The organism is Bradyrhizobium sp. CCBAU 051011 (assembly GCF_009930815.1).
Taxonomy (GTDB): domain Bacteria; phylum Pseudomonadota; class Alphaproteobacteria; order Rhizobiales; family Xanthobacteraceae; genus Bradyrhizobium.
The window spans coordinates 5,597,806-5,621,330 of record NZ_CP022222.1; the positions used below are offsets into that span (position 1 = coordinate 5,597,806).

Consider the following 23,525-nt stretch of genomic DNA (forward strand, 5'->3'; position numbering starts at 1 on the left):
CCGCTATGACGACAGCTCGCAGATCACAAACCAACGCCCGCCGACACTTAACTGGGACCGCACGGGACATGAACAGAAAGCTCGCTGTATCTGGACGCTTGGTTCCATCGTCGCGACGCTCCAGACTGGCACAGCATCGTACCGCCACAGCCAGAGCTCGCAAGGTGGGACGCTGTATCGATGACGCTACACGATTAAGGAATCTCGCCGAAGAGTGTCGGGTCATCGGTGAGATGACGACGGACGCGCAGGCGCGGCAAAGCTACTTTGATCTTGCCTGTGTCTATGAAGCGCTCGCGAATGATCAGGAGGCGCTAGGGCGGCGATCAACGGGCTACCAGCAGATTGACCGGGTAATGGGCGCATACTTGCCACACCGGCATTCTGTTGCTGGCGATGCCCCCGCATATGGAACGGATGGTCGCGCCCTTGAAGCGTAGGGACCATGTGATGGGAGGTGTCAGCAAAGTGGCTAGTCCGGGTTTCCTGCTGAAGCCGCCTCATGACTCGCCGCTTGGGGCGGGCAAATGCATATCCTAGCAGCGACGAACTTTTCCACGCGGTCTCAGCGGGCATTGCGTCGGGCAGGCCAGTTGGCACAAGTCGAGGGCGCGGAGCTCGCGATCGTTAATGTTGTAGATTACAATCAACCGCAGCACCGGGTCGAGATGGATATGCGCGAGGCTGAACGTATCCTCGCCGAGCTGACCAGTTCAATGCCCGAATTGCGTGAGGTTCAATGCTGTCCGCTTGTCGTGAGCGGCGATCCTTTCGACGCCATCCTGCGCACGGCAGCGGCGCAAAGGGCGGATCTCATCGCGATGGGTGCGCACCGCAGGCAGCCACTACGCGACATCTTCGTTGGGACGACAATTGAGCGCTTGATCCGCACGGGACCTTATCCGGTTCTCATAGTGAATAATGACGTGAAAGCGCCCTACGGGACCGTGCTGGCTCCGATCGACATGTCCGAGCCGTCGGCGAACGCGATCAGGGTTGCCCGAGCCACGGGTCTGATGGACGAAGCTCACTTCACGATCCTCCACGCCTTCTTGCCTCTGGCGAATGGGATGATGTTCTTAGCCGGTTTAGATCGAGCCAGAATCGACAAGTATGTTTCCGGTGAGCGCCAGAAAGTAACCGAGGAACTAGCCGCGTTCTTGGTCGAGAACGATCTCGGTGTCCCCGGATCGTCGCTACGTGTCGAGGAAGGCGGAGCTTTCGAGGTGATCTCAGGTGCAGTCGATAAGATGAGGCCTGACCTCTTGGTCATTGGAACTAACGGCCGTTCTGGGATGCTGAACGCACTGCTCGGGAGCGTCGCTGACGAGGCATTGCGTTCGTTGAATGTGGACATCCTGGCCGTTCCACCGGTCAAACAGCAGCATTCGGTCCAATCTCTACGGGGTTGATCGAGGCTTCTAGCTCCTGATTGCGATCCCGGAGGCATTCGAAGCCAGACGAATCGTGCAACAGGCTCGCGCCGCCAATCCGAGCATCCAGATCATGGCACGTGCTCATTCAGACGCCGAAGTCGAGCATTTGAAGAGCCTACCAGGTGCGGATCTCATTGTCATGGGAGAGCGAAAGAATGCGCTCGGAATGATTCAAAGACATCATTGGCTCGCCACAACCAACAAATCGCACCGCGGAGCAGCGGCAAAGTCTTGCGCGAGACATATTCGATGCTCGCGAGTTTCTTGAAGCGCGGAGTATGCATCGACGACCAGAAGGTTGGCACTAACTCGGTCAACAACGTTGAGCAGCACATCGATTGGATCGCCGGTCGCCTGAACCAGGCTGTCCGGCATCCACCGCGTTCCAAGTACCCGACGGTCGTGCCCAGGTGAAATGATTAGTTGTACGGATCGTGCCGGAGGTGGTCCTTTTTTCGAACTGCCGACCGCAAACTGGGAGCGGACATAGACGAAGTGGGATATCGCAGTTGGGGCGAGGCGAACCGCCGCGCTTGCAGTACATCGCGGGATCGCAGATACATCAACGACCGAGCAATGATAGGGACCTGCTGGCCGTCGCGTGATCAACAGAACCGGTTTGTTGGAGAAACGGACGACAGCTGTTGCCGTCTGGCCTTGGCCATCCAGACCGAGGATGATCGTGTCGCTTCCAAGCTCAATGGACTCTCGAACGATCTCGAAGCAAGGCTCCCCAATCCGCACGTTGGTTGAGATGTGGCTACGCACGTCAGGAGACAATATCTGAACTCGCCTCTTGAGGGCTTCGTGAGCTTCATGTTGGCGGCACTTGGTGATCTTTCTCGAGAGCCCAGGCTCGATGACGTGAAGAAGCGTGACTTGCGCCTTAAGCCTGTTTCCGCATTCCACGGCACGTTCGATTGCGTATTCTGAGCGCTCTGTGAAATTTGTGGCAACGAGCAAATGCTCGACCGGCCTGCTCAACAGACATGAGTTCGCAAGCGTCTCATCATTCTCAAATGAAACCCCTAGCGTGCGGTAGCCAGGATGCGGTTTGCTATCGTTCTTATTGCCGTGGAGTTCCATGGCGAACTCTCCCGATATTGCCCTTTTCATCGCGGCGTAATCAATCCCACTCACTCAAACCATTTGGGAATGACTGATGCATTGTGGCGGAGGCTAGGCTGTTACACCCTGTCGTGACGTCCACCCTGCGGTGGGCTCTTGGCTCGTTGCGCTGCGCGCGCGAATTGAGCCAAGTCGCGTGCGACGATGGGCAAAAACGCCGGCCTGTATAATTGAACAATCCCTCGGCCAGCCGCCTATCGGGTGCGTTCAGAGTCGCTTCCGTGGCCATTGGTGCGCAAGCCGTTGGACAACAACTGCGTTCCCGTCTTCGTCAACTTCTGAGCATCAGCGAAGATCCGCTTGGCGTCCTCGGCTGCCATCTCCATACGATGGGTTGCCCATTCCTGATAGGCGGTTGCGGCTTCAGGGATTGAACGAACTGCCGTTAGCTTGGCGGCCAGTTCGGATGCAAGCGCAGCTTCCGATTGCATCCGGTCGAAGCAACTCCAGCCTATTTCTCGGAGGTTCTCGAATTGCTGCGTCTGAGCTGCAACAAGCTCGTCGAGACGCTGCTTCCCCATCGCCGCAAATTCCGGCGGAATTAGATTTGGCGCTCCCGATTGCTCCGCCTTGCCAGCGTGGGTGTCATTTCTGGACATAGCATACCTCCTTCATTAAACGAATAAGATTTCAGCGCGAATGCAACGTCCACGACGTTCACAAGCTCTGAGGCGAAGCACGATGCCGGATAGATCTCCGCCACCCTGGAAATCCCGATCGATCCAAGTCAGCGCATAGAATATCAGGGCCGCCAAGTGGGGGCTTGACGGCCCTGTCGCGCCAAATGTCGATCTTGGGTGCGGCCCAATCGCGACGTTACAAGCGCGAAATCGATTAGTTCGGACGACGTATCTTAACTCTGGTCTGATCTTCCCCCGAAAAAATGGACAGGGTTAAGCTGCTTTTAGCTCCATCTCGATCGGGCTGATAAAGCCGATGGCGGAGTGACGACGAGTCCGATTGTAGAAGCCCTCGATATAGGCAAAGATATCCCGTGTGGCTTCTGCCCGTGTTGCATAGTGCCTGTGGTGGACGAGCTCCGTCTTGAGCGTGTGAAAGAAGCTCTCCATCGGAGCATTGTCATAGCAGTCGCCCTTGCGGCTCATTGACGCCCTGAGGCCGGCGGATTGCATCAGCTTGCGGTAATCCGCCGAGGCATATTGAACGCCGCGATCGGAATGGTGGATCAGGCCGGCACTTGACCGCTGCGCCGAGATCGCCATCCGCAAAGCCGCCAAGGGCAGGTCGGCGCGCAAATGATCCGCCATCGCCCAGCCGACAATCCTGCGGCTGTACAGATCCATGACGGCGGCCAGATAGAGCCAACCCGGATCGGTCTCGATGTAGGTGATATCGGCCAGCCAGATCTGGTTCCGAGCAGTGGCGATGAAGTTGCGGTCGAGCAGATTCGGGGCGATCGGCAGGTCGTGGCGGCTGTCGGTGGTCCGCACCCGGCGTGGCCGCGCCATGATGGCCCTGATGCCGTGACGCCGCATCAACCGCTCGATGCGACCACGGCTCGCCCCGCGGCCCTGAGCCTTCAACTCGACATGGATACGCGGGCTGCCATAACGCCCGCGGGTGTCGCGGTGGACCCGCCTGATGTCGTCGACGAGGTCACGATTGGCAGCAGATCGTCGGCTCTCCGGGCGCGAGCGCCAGGCATAATAGCCGGCCGGCGAGACGCCGAGCACGTCGCACAGGAGCGTCACCGGATAGTCGGCGCGGCGATCTTCGATGAAGCGGAATCTCATGTCCGTGTTCCAGCAAAGATCGCGATCGACTTTTTTAAAATGTCGCGCTCCATGCGCAGCCGCTCGTTCTCTCGCTGCAAACGCGCGATCTCTGCCGCGTGGTCCGCCGACGGCAGCGTCGCCTGCGTTGTGGGGCGCCGCGTCGCCGCCGTCGGCTCCAGCCGAGCCCCTCGCTGCTCCATCCACCGCCGCAGCACGGAATCGCGCAGCCCAAGCTCCTTGGCAACAGATCCGATCGAGCGCCCGCTCGACGCTACGAGATCAACCGCTTGCCGCTTGTAGTCGTCCGTAAACGACCGACGTTGACGTCCTTCCATCCGACACCTCCTGGCTCTTCGAGCCTACTACAGGTGTCCATCAATTCGGAGGAGGTTCAGTCTTTTCCTTGGCGTTTTCTCAGCGAGCTTGGCGCATTGGCGCATGCCAGGTCCCTATCTCCTTGTTGTATTGACCAGGTCGTGGCCACCTGCCCGGCGCGGTACACTTATAAATCAGCGCCATAAGCCAAGTTCGCATTGGTTGCGTTGCCCGTTTGTGGCAGGAAGTTGAAACTCGATCTGGCGATAATTGCTCCACATGGATAGAGGCTTGGCGCCATCTGACATGTCTCTACTACTCACCGTTGTGGCGAGCTGGGTCTCCGTAAGTGCTGTCCGATGGTGCAGCATCTGGACAGCATGTCTCCTGTAAGACGAAGCCAGGATCGGCATTTGCATTGTGCTTGCTACACTGTCGCCAATGGATTTTATACTGTCAGACTTGACAGGTGGATGATGGCCGCATTTCTCTGGGTATTCTCGTTGTGCCTGTTTAGAGAAAGTCGGCTTGACTGGCGCACAGCTTCGTCGGCACTCACTTAGTAGGTGTTGCCATTCAGGCGATGCGGGCGTCGGTCTTCGTGCTCGACATTTTGACGACACCCGAGAACGTCTCGGTGCTTCCCCAATGCGATTCCAGCCTTCGTGAGTCTACTCGAATGGCGGCTGCGTCGTATTGTCTACGCGAGCATGGAGACCGCGTTGATGCTGGTCGGATCTTTCGTCCGACCGGGAAGCAACATAGCGGGCCGTCGATAGGGGAGGCGCGTGTCCCCCCTCACAAAATCACTGGATTTTGAACTGCTTGTGAAAATCGTACAACCATCTTGCTCGAAGCACCATCAACGTGACTTAGCGTACGGTAACTTTCACATCAACAACGTCATGCGAAAGCTCGGAGTTGCAACGCGAGTTCAGGCGGCAGTTCGCTGCGCTCTCCTTGGCCTGATCGACACCTAGAGGCTACAAGGCATGAGCTCAAGAGAGACGTCGTAACTTGAACGGAGGTAGGAGCGCTCGTTCCGATCATAGGCGACTCGCTTTGAAATCTGGCGAGGATAGTTATCCAAATTGGATTCTCCGAGAACGAAGTAAGCCTACCCCAATACAGCCCATTGCCTTAACCCAGCAATATTGTCGCGCGCGCTAGCGCCGCTCTCTCTTGGGCTCGGGTATTATCGCAGCGCGAAGACGATTGCGCCTCCAATCGCGATTAGCGTCTCGCCGATACAAGTCAGAAGGATCAGTCGTTGGCGCATCTGGGTTCCATTATTCGTACTTGAACTTCTCTGAAACGATTTGGCGTAACGGAACGCCGAGCCTTCCCAAAGCGTTCTCGACACTATCGATCATCGGTCAATTCCTAGCATGCCAAGCCAGTACCTAGCCACAACGGGATGTTCACTGTACCGCCCGGAATCGGGCGCTTGGCATGCCCAAAGCGGCAGATAGCCCGATCGGCGCGAGGGCGATTATCGCGTAAAGAAACATAAGCGAAATCGAAGAGATTCCGCGTGTCGCCGTGCGTGCCGTCGGCTTCGTCATAGTGGCATGACCTCCACCATCTTACAGCGAACAAAACATTGACCTTTCGCGCGCGGTTCGCATTCGATAGTCACCTCTCGCGTTAGCCCGCTGTATCTATTGTCGCTCCTTCTTTTGCTGCCACTGAATGAATTTTTCCAGCAGAGCTTGAGGTCTTTCCGATCCTTCTTTGGTCGGTCCAGCAGGCCTGAGTTCTAGCCCCGCATGCTCGAGTTTTCGATTTGCATCGTTTGAAACATCATGAATCCTTGAAGCAGGGCTTGGGAGTCTTCGGATGTCACTTGAGACGGCGTAGCCGAAGCGGGGGTGGAGATCGGAACGGTGAGCTTCGAGGGATCACTTTTTGACTCCGGAAACAGGGTAAAAAAGACGTGCGCTCCAACTGCAGTGACAGCAATCGCTGCGCTAATTCCGCCCGCGATGCCGAGCAGTGCGCGTGATCGACCACGTAAATGAATTCGGACTCCCTCTGACGGGTGAATTTCGCGGTGGCCTCCTCGTGTATCTTGTCAAGAGCGGCAGAGGAACGAGGCAAATGTATCCCGTCTGTTGTATCGCACTAAATCGTGGGTCCGTTCGGACTGAACGTGGGGCGTAGTACAACGGATCTTCCGGACTAAGCGGAGTGGGATGTTCGTTCGCGCTGACGAAACTCATTCGCGCTCCTCCTCACAATACTAAGACCAGTAGAATGCTTTTGCCGCTGTGGTCGATTGATTTTTTCGGCGGGGAAGTCCGTCCCGAAGTCTAGCGAGTCGTTGGGGTTGAGTCATCTCTAGAACCCACTATCGACGCACCTTGCAGGATCCTCTTGTAGTAGGTGAACCGCACTGACCATTTGCAGTCTCAACCCTAGAATGCAGGGCGGTCATGGACGTTCTCAGAAAGGGGCAGCGCGCAGCTGCTTGGAGCTTTGCTGCCGTCTACTACGCGCAATATGCTGAAGATCATCATCGCCCACGCTGGTCACGATGGACAAGTTGATCAATGACGTCGTCAGCAAATGCATTCGGGGGCTTGGCGGGTGAGCATTCCAATCTCGTTCACGATGCGCCAGGTTGTGATCCGGCAGAGTTCAGCGGTGCCGCTTGCGAATTCCCGTGAGTGGAGCACGACGCCTGATGAGCCGACATCAAAGGCCACAATCATCCTGTACTTATGAGAGTTGCAGTGGCTGCCATAATCGCTCGCCTTCTCACCTCGTGCGACGTCGCTGAAGGGGAAGGAGCTACAATCCCATCTTCCATTCGGGGGCTATCTGATTTGATGCACCGCAGGATGGAAATTGGCTCTCAGCTATGTGAATTGTCTCAGCCGCCATCAACGCCGCACACAATCGTGAGGGAGGGAAGAGCCGCTTTTGGGCGGCTTTTCTTTTCTTAGAAGCATCGCAAGGGCCGGCGGGTGTCCTTGCGGAAAGTTAGAAACCGCCTCGGCCAAGCGGCGCGCTGCCTACGCTGAAGTTCACATTACAAGACCGCCGACCTGAAAAGTTACAATCATGAGTAGGAACGTTCACGAGCGCCTCAAGTACCCAGCTGAATCCGAGAATGAAGATCGTGATGAAAGCTAGGGCTGCCAAGTTGGCCCTCATGCGCTCGCGATAATCATCTACAGGTCGCGAAACCCTCTTTCCAGGAAATTTGACTATACTATCCGCCATCGAGCAGCTGCCGAAAGATCGAGCGAATTTAAGGTTGGGCATCCTACCATCCAAATCATCGCTCTGCCACAGAGAAGCCGGTGCCTTGGTCAGGAGAGCCGTATGGTGAGGAGTCTTTTGTTAGCAGCAGGAATGATGCTTATGCTTGGGCTGTTTTTGCTCGATGAGCATCTCGGTTCTGAAGCGAACCGATCTTGGCAAGCGAAGTCTCCAAGACAAATTCGGTTAGCGGCCGATCCCTCGTTGAAGCGGGCTTCGGAAGACAGTCCATACATGCGGAGTGAGCGCTAAAAGCTCTGTTACCCGACCGCTCTCCTCCCTTGCTGCTGTCAGGAAAATCCTGACAGGCCGAGACGAGTTTTGAAGGGTGGTTAGCGGTAGAATTCCGAATCAGAGCTGTTTTGCCTGCTTATCTGGCGAAGGCGGTGTTTTCGGAACGCGCTCGCTAGCTTAACATGACTATGGAACTGGCTCGAAAGGCCTGGGTGGTCAGAGTCGGCCCCGGCAACGGGCCGTTAAGTTTGTTGACTCTTCTGTGTGGGCCATCGCACCAAGCAATCGGCTGTAGATGTACTGCGAAGCAACAGGGATCCGTCGCCAGTCTGCGGTGGGTGAAGGCAGAGCGGTAATCATCTGCGAACGAGATCGCTCGCCACGGCTGCGATATCGACAAGTGAAGTACTTCGCTAAGAGGACTGAGCCTCCAAAGCGCGATCGTGCTAGGAAGCGCGCTTCCTAGCTGGAATCCGAAGAGCCAGCTAGTATCCCGCTTTTCGAACGCCGTTGCGTGTCACCATCGCGTCCCAAAAGACGGGACACCCGCCATGCGCTGGTGTATGTCAATCGGTGCGATGCTAGTTATGGGAGCAATGGCCGATTGCATTGCCGCCCCGATCCAGAAGAATGAATTCGCTGACACCAGATCCGCAGCGTTCGTCGATCTTGAACTAGTGATAGCGGTCGATGTTTCATATTCCATGGAAACGGAGGAACTTGCGCTTCAGCGGGAAGGGTATGCACAGGCCCTCGTCTCTAAAGAATTCTTGCAAGGGGCAGGATGGCAATTGCCTATTTCGAGTGGTCGGCGTGGAGCGATTAGAAGGTTATCGTTCCATGGCGTGTGATTGAGGGACCGGAGTCCGCCGATGCGGTCGCCAGTGAGATCATGAAAGTACCGATCCGTAGGGGGTCTCGCACCTCTATCTCCGGCGCCAGTAGTTTCTCAATCCCGCTGCTTGCAGAGAATCCCTATCCCGGGTTGCGGCGCGTCCTCGACATCTCAGGCGATGGTCCGAACAACAATGGTCCGCCAGTGACTGGCGTGCGCGACGAGGCGTTGGCAAAGGGCGTGACCATCAATGGCCTGCCGATCATGATGAAAGAGCCGTCCTATCCATGGACAGATATAAAAAGCCTTGATGCATATTACAGGAATTGCGTCACCGGAGGGCCGGGCTCGTTCGTTTTGCCGATCAAGGATCGGAATCAAATCAAGGAAGCTATCCGCACCAAGCTCGTGCTCGAGGTGTCAAGTCGGACGCCAGAGTGGACGACGGTGCCGGTAGTCGAGGAACTGCGGGTGAATTGTTTGGTCGGCGAAAAAATGTACCACGATCGGTGGGGACGGTGACGGTCTGTCACGCATCAACACTGCTGGAAGCCTTACAGGGGGCGCACACACCCTTGTTTGTCGGGGATATCCTGACACAAGCGAAGGCCAAGGTCGGGTACAACACGGAACGATTCGATTGGTGGGATCTCGGGACAGGGCGATCGAATGGAAGAATGCGCGAGAAAGGCGTGGGTCGTAAGCATCGGCCGGCGCCAAAGAGGTGGTGCATTCTTTGAGTACTGCTTTTTCTACGTGGGGCATCCGACCAGGCAATCCGCAGTGGACGCAGTGCGCCGCAGCCTGCGTTCGCAAATCGATCTTCGGCGGGTGAAAGCAGAGCGGGAGTTGAGTTCAGACGAAATCGCCAAGGAAGGCTTGCGATACCGGCAAGTGAAGTATGCTGTGAAAGGCTCCGCCCCGCCGTGAAGAAGCTTGGAGGATCGATTCCTCTCCTCCAGCCGGAGCGGCCATGGTTCGTCGTTTAGCCCCTTGTGCGACAGCCGTGGTCGCGTCTGGCCGCGGCTCGGTGCAAGCGGGTCATTCAAGCGGGTCTTTTGTGAAAAGGAAAGCAGCACCAAGGATAATCGCCGCGTTCTCACCCCAACTTCTCCGCAGACTGCGGCCGGATATCGTGATTGTGTCGGCTCTCGATCGTCTCACGCGGGCGGCCCCTTCAAGATGCCGAGCGTCCTCGCCGAGATCACATCGCGTGGTGCGGCTTATAAATCGCTGGCGGAGCCGCGGGCGGACACCATGCACGAATTGGGCGAAGTGCTGGCCGCACTGGTCGGGTACATCGTGCGAAAGACACGAGAGGACATTCTTAGGCGGACCGCCGGCGGTCGCGAGCGAGCCCGGCTGCGCGGTGTGAAGTTTGGCGCAGCCCAAGCTCTGGCCGGAGCAACATAGTCAGGCGCTTCGCCGACGCCAATCCGAAGAGCACCTGAAGTCAATAGCGGCCTGTTTCAAGGTCAGCTCGACGATGATATCAAGGCTCAAGCCGAAGCGTCTAGAAACGCCTCCTAGCGCGGTTTCCGGGTCAAGCCACGGGCAAATGCCTAGACCTGGGCATTGGTGATGCCGGCCCGTTGCGCCGTCACGGCAGCACGTCAAGGGTGGCTTGCCGCTCGTATCACCTTTGACGTGGCGACGGAACGGAGCTGCCCCGGCAAGGATCACTCGGCCGAGTTTACGCGGATTTCGGATTGGACGAGCCTGCATCCCTTAGCTTCGGCGCAGCGGCCCATCGGAACAACAAGCATCTCCCTCAACCTGCGTTGCTTCTCTCCTTGGGAAAAAGGGGGCGCTAACTGGTCGGCTCTTCTCCGAATCTCACTTTCCAAAGTGGCTCGCTGGTCAGGAGTAAGAGCCTTTCCAGCAGTCATTAAAAGGAAACCAACTAGGTCATGCCGCCGTAAGTCCAAATCCAGAATGATGAGCCCGAAAGGACCATCGGGGATGCTCACCCGCTTGAAAATGCAATCATAGCTATTCTGGCAAAGCGAATATTGCTTCAAGTTCACATACTGCATGCTGCATTCCGGAGGCGTTTCCAAACGAACGACGCAGACCGCCAGATCCGGCGGCGCATTTTTGTTGGGGATGGGAATGGCCGTCGGACCGCGCCCCCAGCCAAGGCCTGGAATGCCGTCCCAGGGTTCACCGTTGGCCTTCGTGTGGTCGGCCACCACGGTGATGCTGATGGGTTTCCCTTCACCGGCTAGGCAGTAGGCGGTAAACAGCAAAATGAACAAAATGGCCCACAAAAACCGTCGGCTTATGCGCGAATGCCAACTAGCGACCTGGTAAGAGCGCCTGAACAAGCACAATTGGTGGATTTCCATATTGCGCATCCGACAGGCTTTCCTGACACGGGCTCGCGATTCATTGATGATACTTCTGCGAGATCAACATATTCTGCCAAGCGGCGTACGGATGCGTCAACGCCTAAGCGACAAGCTCTATGGCAGAGGCCTGAGAGAGGTATCCATATTTCGTTTCTCCGCGAGTGCTTCGGAAGGAGAGATAACATGGATGATGGCCAACTAATGAGGATTACACGGCGAGCTTACGAGCTGTGGCAGCAAGCAGGCGAGCCGAAAGGTAGAGACGAAGAGTTTTATCGTCAGGCCGCGCGAGAACTCAACGAAGGTGCCAACAAATCCAATGAAGGCAACAATCAGCTTCGGATTGTAAAGGGCGGCTATGACTTTACCTTCGACTGGATCTGCTGCAAACTGCATTGATCCGTCCGCAATATGGTACTCTTGAACCGAACGGGTGAAGGAGCAAATCGGCAGATCAGTTTTCGGTCGGCACTTGCCGACGGCTTGAGCGCTACGCATTGACCGCAATGCAGCTCGCGCGCAGGCTTCGAACGAGCGGGCCATCAGCGACTTGAATGCTCTACCTCAGCCAGGAAAAATCGTCGGCTCATGTCAATCGGATTCCAGAGGGGAATGCAGGATAAGGAAGAGCCCGCCGTGCCAGATTTTGGCCGGCGAAAGGATAAGCGTAGTGCTCCGACTGAATTTTCAAATCCGCCCGGTTCGTCGCGAAGCAAGGAGGGAATGTGGCTCTTCACCGCGCTTGTCCTGACCGCCCGCCGTCCCGGTCGTTATTCTCGCCGCGTGGATGGCCTGGCAAGATCTCGAAAGGCATCTAAGGGTCCCGATATTATGCATAGAATCGTCGCAGAAGTTGGCGTCCATGGTAGATTCGCGAGCTACGCGGACACTAGATGAACGCGTGTTTGCTTGATCGGAACCGAAACAGTGCGCCTGGAAGTTAGACCGACGGCTGCAAGCGTCAGGATTTACCTGACCTCCGTCGGCGACGGGGGGCTTGGCAGACTAACGTAAGGCTGGTCCGGTCCGGGAATGCATCGTAAGGAAGCCCACAGCTTCGTCAGTCCACACCGGCGGGGATATGCGCGCATCCGTGATTGCGGACCCAAGTACCAGGCTTTCATTTGGTTCAGGCCGCACGAAAGAAGCGGTTTGGCTTTTCACTGCGCTTGTTCTGACGGCCGCCATTCCGGTCCTGCTTCTCGGGGGATGGATGGCCTATATTACAGCTGACCAGGAACGGAGCTACGCCCGCAAGGCGGCCACCGAAGCGCTGACGCAAGTTGCGCATCGGATTGAAGGCGAAATTACTCAGGAAATGCAGGTCGCGGAAACGCTTGCAAGCTCGGCCGCGCTCGACCATGGGAATTTGGGTGATTTCTACCGCGAGGCAACACGAATAGTGGCCGCCCGCCCGTTATGGGAGACTGCTGCTCTGACTAAGCCGGATCAGGAGCACGTACTGAACGTGCTGCGGCCGCTCGGTGCGCGGCTCGGACCAGTAGCCGACGCCGAAAGTTTCAGCGCGGTCCTCCGCACGCGGAAGCCGGTCCTGGGTGGACTTGGTCCGTACCAGGCTGCGATAGGTAAGCAGTTGGTGTCCCTGCGTATCCCGGTTATCAGGGATGGTGAACTCCGCTACATCCTGACGATCGGGTTGTTGCCTGATCAGATCGGCACGATCCTTGGTCAAGCCGGGCTGCCCGCCGGATGGGCGGGAACCGTGACTGATGCCAAGGAAAAGATCGTCGCGCGCACGCCGGACACGAAAACTGCCAGTGCAAACGCGAAAGCACCCGCGGTGCAGGAAGCGATTGCTCGCGGTGGCTCCAATTCGTTGCGAACGCAGACGCGTGAGGGCATGGACGTTGAAACCGTCCACCGTGTCCTGGCCGGGACCGAAGGATGGTCGGTACATGTGGGAGTTCCCGTCGCTGAACTGAACGCTCCCGTATCCCGTTCCTTACGGCTGTTGTTTGCCGGAACGGCGGCGAGCGTCGGGCTCGGCATCGCACTGGGACTGGTGATCGCCCGGGAAATTGCACAACGGCGTCGCATGGAAGCGCTTCAGTCGGCGGCAGCCTTGTTGGACAGCGAAAAACGGGGGGCGCTGGCCATCGATGCAGCCGAACTCGGTACTTGGCGCTGGGATATGCATGCAAACGAGTTCAGTGGCTGTAGCCGCTTTTGCGCACTGATGGGCCTACCAAGCGCCCGATCGGGGGAAACAAAATGGCCTGCCGATGAGATTTTCGCTGTAGTCGAACCATCGCATCGCTCGACCTTGGCCTCGTTTGGTTACGCCTGCCTGGAGAGCGGCAAGTCAAGCAGCGTTGAATTCCCGATTCAGTCCGACGATCGCGGCGAATATTGGTTGCGTGCGGCAGGGAGGGCGGAAGGCCCGCCCAACCGGCGTCACCTGATTCACGGCGTGCTGGCGGACATCGATGTTCTAAAGCGCGCAGAGGCCGAGCGGTCTCATTTGCTTCGTCGCCTGGCTTCGGCGCAGGAAGAAGAGCAGCGCCGGATTTCGCGAGAGCTGCACGATCAGATTGGCCAGACGGTGACGGGATTGTCCCTTGGCCTGAAAGCGCTTGAGCAAGGATTGGCTAAAGGCGACGCAGGGGCGACGACCGAGCAGGTACGATGGCTGGAGCAACTGGCAGCACAGATCGGCAGTGACATTCATCGCACGGCCTCTGATCTGCGGCCCACGGCCATCGACGACCTCGGAATTTTCAGGGCAATCGAAGCCTACGTTGCGGATTGGCAGGAGCGCTATGGCGTTCGTGTCGATATTCAGACGTTCGGGCGAGACAATCCGCTGCCCGCTGACGTGGCGGCGGTGCTGTACCGGTTGGTGCAGGAAGGATTGACCAACGTTCTGAAGCACGCCCAGGCCGGCAAGGTCAGCATTGTGCTTGAGAGGAAATCAGAAGGCCTGGCGCTGGTTTTCGAGGACGACGGAATAGGTTTCGATCCGGAAAACGTCGAAAGGGATGTCCCGGGCGGAGATAGGGTGGCGCCCGGATTGGGCCTCTCCGGCATGAAAGAGCGGGTTGGGCTTCTCCGCGGCACGATTGCGGTGGAATCCGCGCCAGGAAAAGGGAGTACGATTTTTGTCCAGATACCGCTGGAAGAGCCGGTGACCGTCGGATGACTCCCATTCGCATCGCCCTTGTCGATGATCATCCTGTCGTGCTAGCCGGCATTCGAGCGTTGCTGCAGGGCATCCCTGACGTCGAACTTGTCGGTGAGGCGAATACGGGGGCAACGGGTTTGAAGGCGATTTGCGAATGCTCCCCGGATATTGCGGTAATCGATCTCTCGCTGCCGGATTTCAGCGGCATGGAACTCGCGCGCCAGGTAAGCGAGAGGTGCCCGGAGGTGAAGATCATTGCTTTGACCGTTCATGAAGATCGTGCCTATGTTCATCCGGTTCTTGAAGCCGGCGCGAGGGGATATCTCCTGAAGCGATCGGCCGGAGACGAATTGCTTCGAGCCATCCGTGCCGTCAACCAGGGCACAATCTACCTCGATCCTGCCATAGCCGAGAAGGCGTCGATGAAGGCGCCCGAACTTACCCTAGCGAGCGAGGGCGATGGCGGTGAGCTCAGCCGGCGCGAAGAGGATGTGCTCAAACTCGTGGCGCAAGGATTCAGCAATAAGCAGATTGCCGGACAGCTCGAAGTGAGCGTCAAGAGCGTCGAGACCTACAAGGCGCGGGCATCCGAAAAGAAGGGGCTGCATAGCCGGGCTGATATCGTTCGCTACGGCATCAAGCAGGGCTGGCTCACGACTCCAAATTGAGCGCGCCGGAACTCGTGGCAGCGAATGACGCTTCCCGCAGCATTCTGAGATGGCGCATGAGAGGCACCTTCCTAGGCGGTTCGGGCCAAACGTCAGGATTAACCTGTCAGAACGATCCCGCTACGGAGCGCGTTGTCGCTCGAACCTGGAGATGAGACTCGACAAGGAGTATTCAGATGCAACTGTGGAAGTTTGTTTCGGCTGCCATCGTCGTCGGGGCCTCGTCCCTGATCTCACTCCCGCCTGCCGCCGCTACGCTGATGATGTCGGCCGCCTGGGGAGAGAGGCTCGCCGCGGGATCAGCCCGGCCGCTTGAGACCGTGCAGTATCGTCGCTGGCATCACGGACACCGCCATCACCGCTGGTATCATCGCCGGCTCCCCGGCACAGGTGCGGCTGTGCTCGGTGGGGTTGCCGCTGGCGCGATCATTGGTGGGGCCATCGCCAACAGTCAGGCACGGGCCAATGATGCGGTCGCATACTGCGCGCAACGATATCGCTCGTACGATCCGGCATCGGGCACCTATCTGGGATACGACGGCTATCGACATCCCTGTCCATGAGGAAGCGCGCCGGTGCTGCGGACAATCGTCTATGGCCTGCTTGCCGCATGACAGCTCCTCGGCTACCTCGACGCCCCCGAACGCGGGACCTGCAGGTCACTCATCGGCACACAGCTCTTCTTCCGCCGTTGATTCCGCGGCGCCCCCTGCACCTTTAAGACCTTGCCCGCCGAACACGAGTTGTTATCGACATAGATTGTGGAATACGGGTCCATCATCAGCGGTTCGTAGGAATAGAGCTTTTGGGCAGAGGACGGATGCGCGGCCATCAACGCCGCCAGAATCGCGCCCGAGCCAGCCAGCTTGTGCCAAACACTCCTTAACCCCGCAATGGATGCGGCGTCCTTGCTGCGAGCGCCGCACACGATCACTGGCACTTTATCGGTCCTTTCGAAGCCGAAACGGATCAGCCGTTGGAGGACCATTTTGGGAATTACTGTGAATGACATCTGTCACCTGGATGAGGTTGCGGGCGTACACTTCCTGAAGGTTTCGAATCATCTCGACATTTTCTGCCGACGCGTTCAAGCAGAAGACCCCGTCCATGCAAACCAGCAACCCGTCGGCACAAAGCCCGTGGAGCGCCTTCGCCGTTTCCGTCTCGCTGGTGTAGATGTGGGCTGCTATCTGAGGAACTCCCCAGCGCTCTTCCGGGCTGGACCAGATGAGAAGCAGCGCTTCGATTTGCGCCACTGAAGCGACGTGCTCCAGTATGAATTTGCGTACCGGGCCGGGGACGTATTGCATTGTCATGACTTGTGCTGACGTAACATATGCGAACAAGACCAGATGCCTGAATCGGCTGAATCAGTGATCTTCTTCGAAAATTGCTGGGGTGAATCCGTCGGCAAGGTCACTCAGCCAGTGAGCTCCGCATAAGCGTTACGACCCTCGGCCAGCTCTCGCGCCGTAGCGGGCGTTTCCATCTGTGTCTCAGCTCGCGCGGCCTCGCCTTCATACCCGTCGGCCAGCGCCTGCAGCATAGCCGCGAATTTTGGTCGGCTGCGCCCAGTGCCAGACGCTTACAAAAGGTAGCCCGCTCACGCAGTTGCTTGCTTCGAGATGGCTTGATCAACTTTCGGTTGGTTCGGCCCACCGTCGCGCTCCCCGTTCCATACGTGCCGTCGCTCGCCGATTGCGGGCCATCCTAAAGTGCAACGAAATGCGAGCGCGTCAGGAAAAACCTGTCAGGCTATCATCCAGCCTGCGAGCCCCTCGTTCGGCAGAAAGGAGTTGCGGTCATCGGTAAGTCGCGGGTCGAGCGCCGGGGGCACTCATGGAGACGGATACGATCCCGCAGCGGTTTGCGGAGCCTTCTGGCTGCGTGAATCATTGTTGCAAACCAGGCAGACAGCCCTAGATGTCAACCGTCCATCAACGCCTAACAGCTCGTATCGGTGCGGCGTTCTTTCCGAACACGGAACGCAGTACGCCAAAGGTCGATTATTGACTATCTTGCTATTGAACATTTTCAAGCCCCCGATCTTGAACTGCGACTATCGCGATAATTCTCCAGCTACTTCTCCCTCTCGTCAGCCCCCCAAACATCGCCACCACGAGCACGAAGCTAAGGACGCCAGCCGAGATGAGAGCATTCAGCCCCAATACCGCTGGAGGGACTCCCAGCCCGCAATGGATAAGCAGTACCGTCAACAATGCGGTCACGCCGGCACTTCCGATAAAGACGGTGAGCGCAACAGCCAAGTCTATGATTCTCATCGGTCGGCTCACCTACTATCTCTCCGTGGTCGTGAGCATTTCGATCACGACAAGGCCCGCAACAAGAGTCGCGCAGATCAACGCTTGCTCCCGAAGCGCGGAGCGGGCAAAGCCCAAATCGTAGTGTGCGATGTGCGCGATCGAGTACGCCACGATCGCTCCACTGCCCACGGCAAGAAGGAATGTAATTGCGAGATGGGCGATCCTCTTCACCTTATTCACCTCGTGCTGTAGCCATATTCGAAGATGGTTTTGATGACACGGATCGGTCTATGACGGATTCGATCCGCTGCTCGCGCAACGAAGGCATATTAAAACGGTGCCTAGATCGAGGATGTCAGGAAAAGCCCGTCAGGGCGTTGCGGCAGACCTTCCGTGGCGGCCGGCGGCCCTAGTCACGTCGTTGTCGAGGAGAGAGGACGAGGGGAGGGCGCTATTCAGCTTGCGTTATTGACCCAGGGCATACTGAATTTGCGATCGTCGAAGCTCCTGAATGAGCTCCCATAGTAGTCATCCACAGCAACTCGGCGGCGTGGCCGCCGTGTACGGCTTCACGTACCGCGATGCGCGGGCCGCTCTCAGGAAGTGCTTCGTCGTAAGTAGCAGGGTAAAGGTTACAGACGTCCTTGAGACGCCGCCGGCGGGTTTGTTGCCATGATTGCCTTTTCGGGAGCTTCGTTCAATTCTCGCGCAGCCTGAAGATAGAACTTTTCGTCTCTATCTTTCGGCTCGCCTGCTTGCTGCCACAGTTCGTAAGCTCGCCGTGTGATCTTCATCTTCTGGGAATCTGCCACTGTCATCTCCTTCGAACGGGAACGATCCAAATATGGGCGTCTCCCACGTACGCGCTCAACCAGAGAGTTTCTGAGCCGACAATATGAATTTGCGGCTTGGAGGTGAGACCAAAGGCATCCTTTCGACAGCTGCAAGAGGTGTTGTCGGTGGCGGAATTCTCCGCACCGCGGACTGAAACTTTATCGTAATGCCTTCTTCGACGACTGTCGCTATCATAACCACAGCGTGGTTCGCGTGGTAGTGAAGAGCTCGAAATGCGCCACAAATGACATTACGGGACAAGGGCGCAGCGGGCGTAAGGTGTCAGGAATTTCCTGACACGAAGCGTAACGGGGAGGACGAGATCATCAGCATCCAACTCCATTGTTGGACGTTCCGGAGAGCGGACTAGGACTGGGCGCGGCATCCGCTAATGCCCAGGCTGTGAACAAACGCGCACGAGCCAACGATATCCAGAATTCTCAATTGCCTGTCTTCCGACAGAAGCCACCAGTGCATTTGGTGTCTTCATCAACGAGATCGAGATGGAAACTGCGCAGGTAGACGTCGGAGTCGGCCTTTCCAAGCACGCAGGCGACGGAGAGAAAAGCAGATAATTCGTACGGACGATGCCGCGCCGTGGGCACGACAGGCCGCAGTCCGCACGTTGATGCCCCGCCATTTCGGAGCTTTTTCGACGAAACGCTTTACGACGAGAACTTCGTACAACGGTTGCATAAAGGTCTGCCCAGTGGCCATCGTGACATGCCAAACTTTCATTTTGATTGGGATAACACTACGGACGCTGTCAACTATCTCAAGTCCATTCAAGAGCATAGGAAGTCCAAGTAGCCGTCGCCGCACCATTACCTTTAGTTGACTTCTAAACTGAACCGCAGATGGCCACATTGAGGGGTAAAGCGGACGTGGGCAGGCTAGTTCTGGACTTAGGCCTCTGACCCACAACGGGCGTCCGGTTTTCTATTCCGACATCCGCCTTCCGATATAGAGCGGGACTTTGAGCAGGGCAGGCTAGGCTCTCAGCTTTGCTTGAGCCGTCCGCTGGCGGCGCGCGCATTGAAACAACAGAGGTCCCCAACGTGTTTTTTTTGGGCGGCCTCGGGAATCGGCGTTTCGGGCAGCACGGTGATGGCGTTTCTGGTCATGATCTGGGTGGGTGCGCATGGTGAAATATAGGGAGGTGAACAAGGTCCTGTTTGATCCTCATCAAAAGCGCCGACCGGAGGGTAGCCTAAACACGCTGCGCCAGCGAGGTATCAGCGCAAAGGACGATGCTAATGTCAGACGTGTCTCAACGGAGTGCCGCGACCGATGAACCGCTTGCGACCGACGCTGCCTCACAACTTGTCAAGGCGAACAAGTATGCCTTCTCTCTTTGGGTGAGCTCACAGAACGTGCTGCTGGACGAGATGATGTTTGCCGGCAATGAAATTCTCGTGCGCGCAGTCGAGGAGACGAGAATCTTCAACGAATTTCTCGTCAAACTGGCCGAGGCTCATTCCGTCAAGGACCTCGGGACGATCTACCAGGAGTGCACCAGGCATCAGCTGGACTTCGTCCGTCGCGATACCGAACGGTTGTTGAAGCACAGCGACCGAGTGATCCACAACACCGCAAAGCTGGTCGAGACGTGGCGGCTGAACTGAGTTATTGATTCGGCTGATCGGTCCTAAAGCATGGTGCTTTGAGGTGATCAAGTAGTCGGCATGAACGTGCTATCTGCGAGCCCTGGGTATCGCAAGACGAAGATCTGCTCATCAGCACGCTGCCGCCGCGATGCGGAAGTCGGGGGTGCGGAGCGACATCTGCAACGCCAATATCAACGAAGCCCCGCGCCTTGTAGTACTCGCGTGCCGGGAGATTGTCTGCCCAAACGTGTAGGCTCAGCCGAGGCAGTCCGAGGTCACGCGCGCGAGTCAGCGCCCAGTCGAGCAGGTGGCTGCCGATTCCGCGGCCATGGCATTGGTCGCTGACCGCGAGCGCGTTCAGAAACATGCTGCCCCAATCCAGCAGGCTCAGCATCGGCCGGATATGTTCCGCGCGCTCGCCGGGCAGCAATCCGTCGCTGGGATCGCTCAGCAAATCGGCTGGAAAGGCGTTGGCAATGCCGATGATGCTCCCGTTGTCGTCATTGACCGCCACGTGGCAATTGCGGTGTGAAAACGGATTGCCATCGCTGGCGATCGCAATCGCGAGCAGTTCGTCGGCAGATAGTAGCGGCACGAGGTTATCAAACAGAAATTCGTACAGGCCGCCTCCCGCCATGCGAATGAAGCGGGCGACGTCGAGACTTTCGGTCAGATGGGGTGTTCGATAAAGCATCCGGTTCGCGATCAGCCACTTATTAAAAATACTACGTCAGGCCGGTTGCGAGATATTGAGTTAGCTCAATCTCCAACGATCCTTAATGAATCGGCAGGTAGCCGCGCTGACACCTACATTCAACATGGTTTTCGTGCACGGCACACGCCCTCTATGCGATCGGAGATACCGGCGGCGAATGCGCGCCAAATTTAGTTCATGAATCATGATGCGCGATCCTGTTTGCGTCGATGACGAAAGCTCCCTTAACGAGGCTCGTGAATTGTCGGTGATGAACTTGATCCAAATCAACGAACCTCGACCGCGCTAGGAACATACTTTCAAGTATGGGGTCCAGCATGCAGCTATTTAATTCGACGAAGGACTACGGCGCGATTCCGAAGGCGCTGCCCTGGGCTGAACGTCTTCCTCGTTGCTTTCGCGTGGGCACTTGGCACTTTCGACGATGTGCTGCCCAAAGGTGGGCGGCGTGATTCCGGCCTGTTCGTTCACATTTGCGCAGGAATAGTCATCCTCGCCCTTCTCGTGGCGCGGCGGACCTGGCGGTTGGTCGATCCGGCTCCGCCGCCGGAAGCGACCGACAAGTAGTGCGGACGGCATTCCAACAATAGCGTTTGATACTGGGCGTCGTTTACCGATCGGATTCGGCGCAAGGGAACGGCTACTGGGCGGCTAGGTGAGCGAGCGTAGCTCCTATATGCCGTCGATGACCTGCCGCAGCAGGACCTGAACGCGCTCCGCCGATTTCTTGAGGCTCGGATTATCGATTGCTTGCATCGAGGCGACAGGATCAATTGCAGCGATCTCGGTCCGATCTTGACCGATTTCTTGAACGACGACGTTGCACGGCAGCATAGTGCCGACCTTGTCCTCAAGCTGAAGTGCTTCGTAGGCGAGCCTGGGATTACACGCCCCAAGGATACGATAGTTTCGGAAATCGACCCCGAGCTTTTCTTTGAACGTTCGCTTGACATCGATTTCGGTAATAATGCCGAAGCTTCCCTGCTTTAGAGCTTCGGTGGCGCGCCGCACGGCTTCGTCGAACCTGACCGGCAGGGTCTTGCTGAAATAGTAACTCATGATGGGACTCCTCCTAGTCAGCCTACTTCAGGCCTTCTTGAACGCTACTTGCACAAAAATCTGCAGGCCCAATCGTTGACGCCAAGTCGATTGATCTACCAAAGGTTCCGCCAAAAACGCCCCCAGCCCGAAGGCGAATCCAGTCGGCTCTTCTGCTCGTCGCTGAGAGCAGCGTAGAAGGCCTCGAACGCGGGTCGCATAGTTTTGATGGACTGTAGCATCGCGTCCATACGCTTTTCCATGAACTCCATTCGACCGACAGCGGTGGTTGGTACTTCGGTTGGACAAGAGAGGCGCAGGGCCTCGGAGGCTTTGTTGGATGCCGTCTTCAATTCATCAAACTTGGCACGTTGCGCATCTGTTGGTTTGATCAACTGTTCAAGTCGGTCGATTCGCCATCCGGAAAAGCCAGCGGCAGCAGGGCTGCACATGCCTCCGAATTTGCCTCGGCCCATCATTCCCGGACCCATCATCATGCCGGGGCCCACCATACCTTGTCCCCATCCATGCTCCCCGGGCCGGTTAGGCTGTGCGTTGGCACCTCCAGGAAACATTGCGATTGCGAGCGACACGGAAGCGACTGCAGCCAGTTGATGGAATTTGAGCACGGCATGATCCTCCATTGTTTCTAATCTGTGGGTCGAGACCTGGATCGTCGCGGTTCGCGTGATCACTCGAACGAACGAAGGTATCCTCTTGTTACGAGGTTCAATCGATGTCCTATTGAGGTGGATCAACAGCGCTGCAAACAGGCGATCGAGGCTCTCCGCGTCTAGGTGCGTCACCCGGATGAGGCAGGGCATGCCGGCGGTCAGAATGAACCAGGGCGGCGTGTCAGGAAAATCCTGACGCTCGCTCTCATCCAATTCCGATTTGTGCGTCGCACGATGGAAGTTGCCCATTGGCCATGTAAAGTGGCGGTCTTGGAAGACGGCGCATAACGCCGCACACAATCAGCTGCCAAGAAGAAAAGGCCGCTTTTGGGCGGCCTTTTCTATAGGTCAGGAGTGGAAGAATGGCTCGAAGAATCCGGCGGCAGAGCCCTCGAAAAGAAAGGCAAATACGTCCTCAAAGTGAAATCCTCCGCGCAAGGGCTGAAAGATGTCGTAAGCTTGCTGACGCTGTGGGGGATCTGGAGTTTGCAATTAGGCTTCACGCCCTTTCCGAGGAGTATGACCGCAGAGCGAGCCGGGCAGACATAGGCGTCGCGGATGGCGCAGAGAATGCGCGGGTCCATTGGCGCTGGTCCACGTTGATGAAAAATGAATGTCGAACAACGTCATAAAATTTCTAGGAAGGAAAAATCGCCAAAGGTGATGAGTATCGTGCGCGTATGCGGGCTAATTTACTCGCCTTGGCCTTTATCTCTCTCTTTCTGTTGGCATCCCGTTGGGCGATTGATGTTTTGCTCAGCATTCCAAACCGACCGGACTGCAATTGTTCTGTGCGACGCCCATGCCGTGCGAACCTCAGCCCCGGCACCGACGCGCCAGGTTCAGCCGGATTCTCGTGGACCATTCGTCAACAGCTTTCAGCCGCAAACAAAGCTGAACACTCGATCAGCTAAGCGCGCACGAGAGGGCGAGTGCTTTTTTCAGGCGACAGTGCCGGCGTCGTCGTTGTACCTGGTTTGCAGTCAGGCCTAATCGCTTAGCTGGCCATCGAGCGACCGATCCTTATTGCTATGAGATATGACAACGGCATCGCGATCAGGAAGCCGACGGATGCGGCCACCGGAATCATCTTCATTCTCTGAATGGCGAGACTGGGGATGCTCAAAACCGCGATCATCGCGCTTCCCGCGAGCGCAGTTCTCAAGACTATCCACACAGCGATCGAAATCTTCAGCATGATCTGTACTCGTGGTGACGTGAGGTCAGATCAAGCCTATCAGGTTGGATCGTGCGAATGATTGATCTAAAACAATCGGCACA

General features: G+C 57.1%; 17 protein-coding genes and 2 pseudogenes. 8 read left to right on the top strand and 11 right to left on the bottom strand.

Annotated features, from left to right (window positions below; all coding sequences use genetic code 11):
• The first annotated feature begins 527 nt into the window (after window positions 1–527).
• Window positions 528–1,412 (top strand): universal stress protein, encoded by an 885-nt coding sequence (locus ACH79_RS26195; RefSeq protein WP_161853531.1) that lies wholly within the window; start codon window positions 528–530, stop codon window positions 1,410–1,412.
• Between the two features lie 13 nt (window positions 1,413–1,425).
• Window positions 1,426–1,704 (top strand): annotated as a pseudogene (locus ACH79_RS44250) (NAD-binding protein); the annotation flags it as partial.
• Here the strand turns inward: ACH79_RS44250 and ACH79_RS26200 are convergent.
• The 3 genes from ACH79_RS26200 to ACH79_RS26210 all read right to left on the bottom strand — a co-directional run bounded on the left by ACH79_RS26200 (window position 1,617) and on the right by ACH79_RS26210 (window position 4,635).
• Window positions 1,617–2,522: a universal stress protein gene (locus tag ACH79_RS26200; protein WP_161853532.1), complete on the bottom strand. Its 906-nt coding sequence runs from the start codon at window positions 2,520–2,522 to the stop codon at window positions 1,617–1,619. The pseudogene ACH79_RS44250 and the gene ACH79_RS26200 overlap by 88 nt on opposite strands.
• Window positions 2,523–2,758: 236 nt before the next feature.
• On the bottom strand, window positions 2,759–3,085 hold the full coding sequence (locus ACH79_RS26205) for a phasin family protein (protein WP_161853533.1): 327 nt from the start codon (window positions 3,083–3,085) through the stop codon (window positions 2,759–2,761).
• Window positions 3,086–3,457: 372 nt separating this feature from the next.
• Window positions 3,458–4,635, bottom strand: a protein-coding gene (locus ACH79_RS26210; RefSeq protein ID WP_246738128.1) for an IS3 family transposase whose coding sequence is annotated in 2 segments (ribosomal slippage) — window positions 3,458–4,338 and window positions 4,338–4,635 — 1,179 coding nt in all. Because the reading frame shifts where the segments join, the coding sequence is not laid out codon by codon here.
• A gap of 4,032 nt (window positions 4,636–8,667) precedes the next feature.
• Between ACH79_RS26210 and ACH79_RS26215 the strand changes: the two are divergent.
• Window positions 8,668–9,473, top strand: a pseudogene (locus tag ACH79_RS26215) (DUF1194 domain-containing protein).
• 1,157 nt (window positions 9,474–10,630) lie between these two features.
• Here the strand turns inward: ACH79_RS26215 and ACH79_RS26225 are convergent.
• The gene (locus ACH79_RS26225; RefSeq protein WP_161853535.1) at window positions 10,631–11,308 is read right to left on the bottom strand and encodes a hypothetical protein; all 678 of its coding nucleotides are present in this window, start codon (window positions 11,306–11,308) and stop codon (window positions 10,631–10,633) included.
• Window positions 11,309–11,485: 177 nt separating this feature from the next.
• Here ACH79_RS26225 and ACH79_RS26230 point away from each other — a divergent pair, with 177 nt between their 5' ends.
• The 4 genes from ACH79_RS26230 to ACH79_RS26245 all read left to right on the top strand — a co-directional run bounded on the left by ACH79_RS26230 (window position 11,486) and on the right by ACH79_RS26245 (window position 15,675).
• Window positions 11,486–11,701, top strand: coding sequence for a DUF2934 domain-containing protein (locus ACH79_RS26230; RefSeq protein ID WP_161853536.1), 216 nt, complete (start codon window positions 11,486–11,488; stop codon window positions 11,699–11,701).
• An 814-nt stretch (window positions 11,702–12,515) separates the two neighbouring features.
• A complete protein-coding gene (locus ACH79_RS26235; protein WP_161853537.1) occupies window positions 12,516–14,462 on the top strand; it encodes an ATP-binding protein in 1,947 nt (648 codons plus the stop codon).
• Entirely contained in the window at window positions 14,459–15,112 is a 654-nt protein-coding gene (locus ACH79_RS26240; protein ID WP_161853538.1) for a response regulator transcription factor, read from the top strand. The genes ACH79_RS26235 and ACH79_RS26240 overlap by 4 nt, the downstream gene beginning before the upstream one ends.
• A gap of 176 nt (window positions 15,113–15,288) precedes the next feature.
• Complete coding sequence (locus ACH79_RS26245) at window positions 15,289–15,675, top strand: BA14K family protein (protein WP_161853539.1); 387 nt, start codon at window positions 15,289–15,291, stop codon at window positions 15,673–15,675.
• A 62-nt stretch (window positions 15,676–15,737) separates the two neighbouring features.
• Here the strand turns inward: ACH79_RS26245 and ACH79_RS26250 are convergent, their stop codons facing one another.
• The 3 genes from ACH79_RS26250 to ACH79_RS26260 all read right to left on the bottom strand — a co-directional run bounded on the left by ACH79_RS26250 (window position 15,738) and on the right by ACH79_RS26260 (window position 18,188).
• On the bottom strand, window positions 15,738–16,052 hold the full coding sequence (locus ACH79_RS26250; protein ID WP_246738129.1) for a hypothetical protein: 315 nt from the start codon (window positions 16,050–16,052) through the stop codon (window positions 15,738–15,740).
• 1 nt (window position 16,053) lies between these two features.
• A complete protein-coding gene (locus ACH79_RS26255; protein ID WP_161853540.1) occupies window positions 16,054–16,422 on the bottom strand; it encodes a hypothetical protein in 369 nt (122 codons plus the stop codon).
• Between the two features lie 1,586 nt (window positions 16,423–18,008).
• Window positions 18,009–18,188 (bottom strand): DUF2934 domain-containing protein, encoded by a 180-nt coding sequence (locus tag ACH79_RS26260; protein ID WP_246738130.1) that lies wholly within the window; start codon window positions 18,186–18,188, stop codon window positions 18,009–18,011.
• A 1,278-nt stretch (window positions 18,189–19,466) separates the two neighbouring features.
• Between ACH79_RS26260 and ACH79_RS26265 the strand changes: the two genes are divergently transcribed.
• Complete coding sequence (locus tag ACH79_RS26265) at window positions 19,467–19,835, top strand: hypothetical protein (protein WP_161853541.1); 369 nt, start codon at window positions 19,467–19,469, stop codon at window positions 19,833–19,835.
• Window position 19,836: 1 nt separating this feature from the next.
• Here the strand turns inward: ACH79_RS26265 and ACH79_RS26270 are convergent, their stop codons facing one another.
• The 4 genes from ACH79_RS26270 to ACH79_RS26285 form a co-directional block, all read right to left on the bottom strand.
• The gene (locus tag ACH79_RS26270) at window positions 19,837–20,511 is read right to left on the bottom strand and encodes an N-acetyltransferase (RefSeq protein WP_161853542.1); all 675 of its coding nucleotides are present in this window, start codon (window positions 20,509–20,511) and stop codon (window positions 19,837–19,839) included.
• Between the two features lie 693 nt (window positions 20,512–21,204).
• Entirely contained in the window at window positions 21,205–21,591 is a 387-nt protein-coding gene (locus tag ACH79_RS26275) for a DUF302 domain-containing protein (RefSeq protein ID WP_161853543.1), read from the bottom strand.
• A 95-nt stretch (window positions 21,592–21,686) separates the two neighbouring features.
• On the bottom strand, window positions 21,687–22,493 hold the full coding sequence (locus ACH79_RS26280) for a Spy/CpxP family protein refolding chaperone (RefSeq protein WP_246738131.1): 807 nt from the start codon (window positions 22,491–22,493) through the stop codon (window positions 21,687–21,689).
• Window positions 22,494–23,241: 748 nt separating this feature from the next.
• On the bottom strand, window positions 23,242–23,442 hold the full coding sequence (locus ACH79_RS26285) for a hypothetical protein (RefSeq protein ID WP_161853544.1): 201 nt from the start codon (window positions 23,440–23,442) through the stop codon (window positions 23,242–23,244).
• Window positions 23,443–23,525 lie beyond the last annotated feature (83 nt).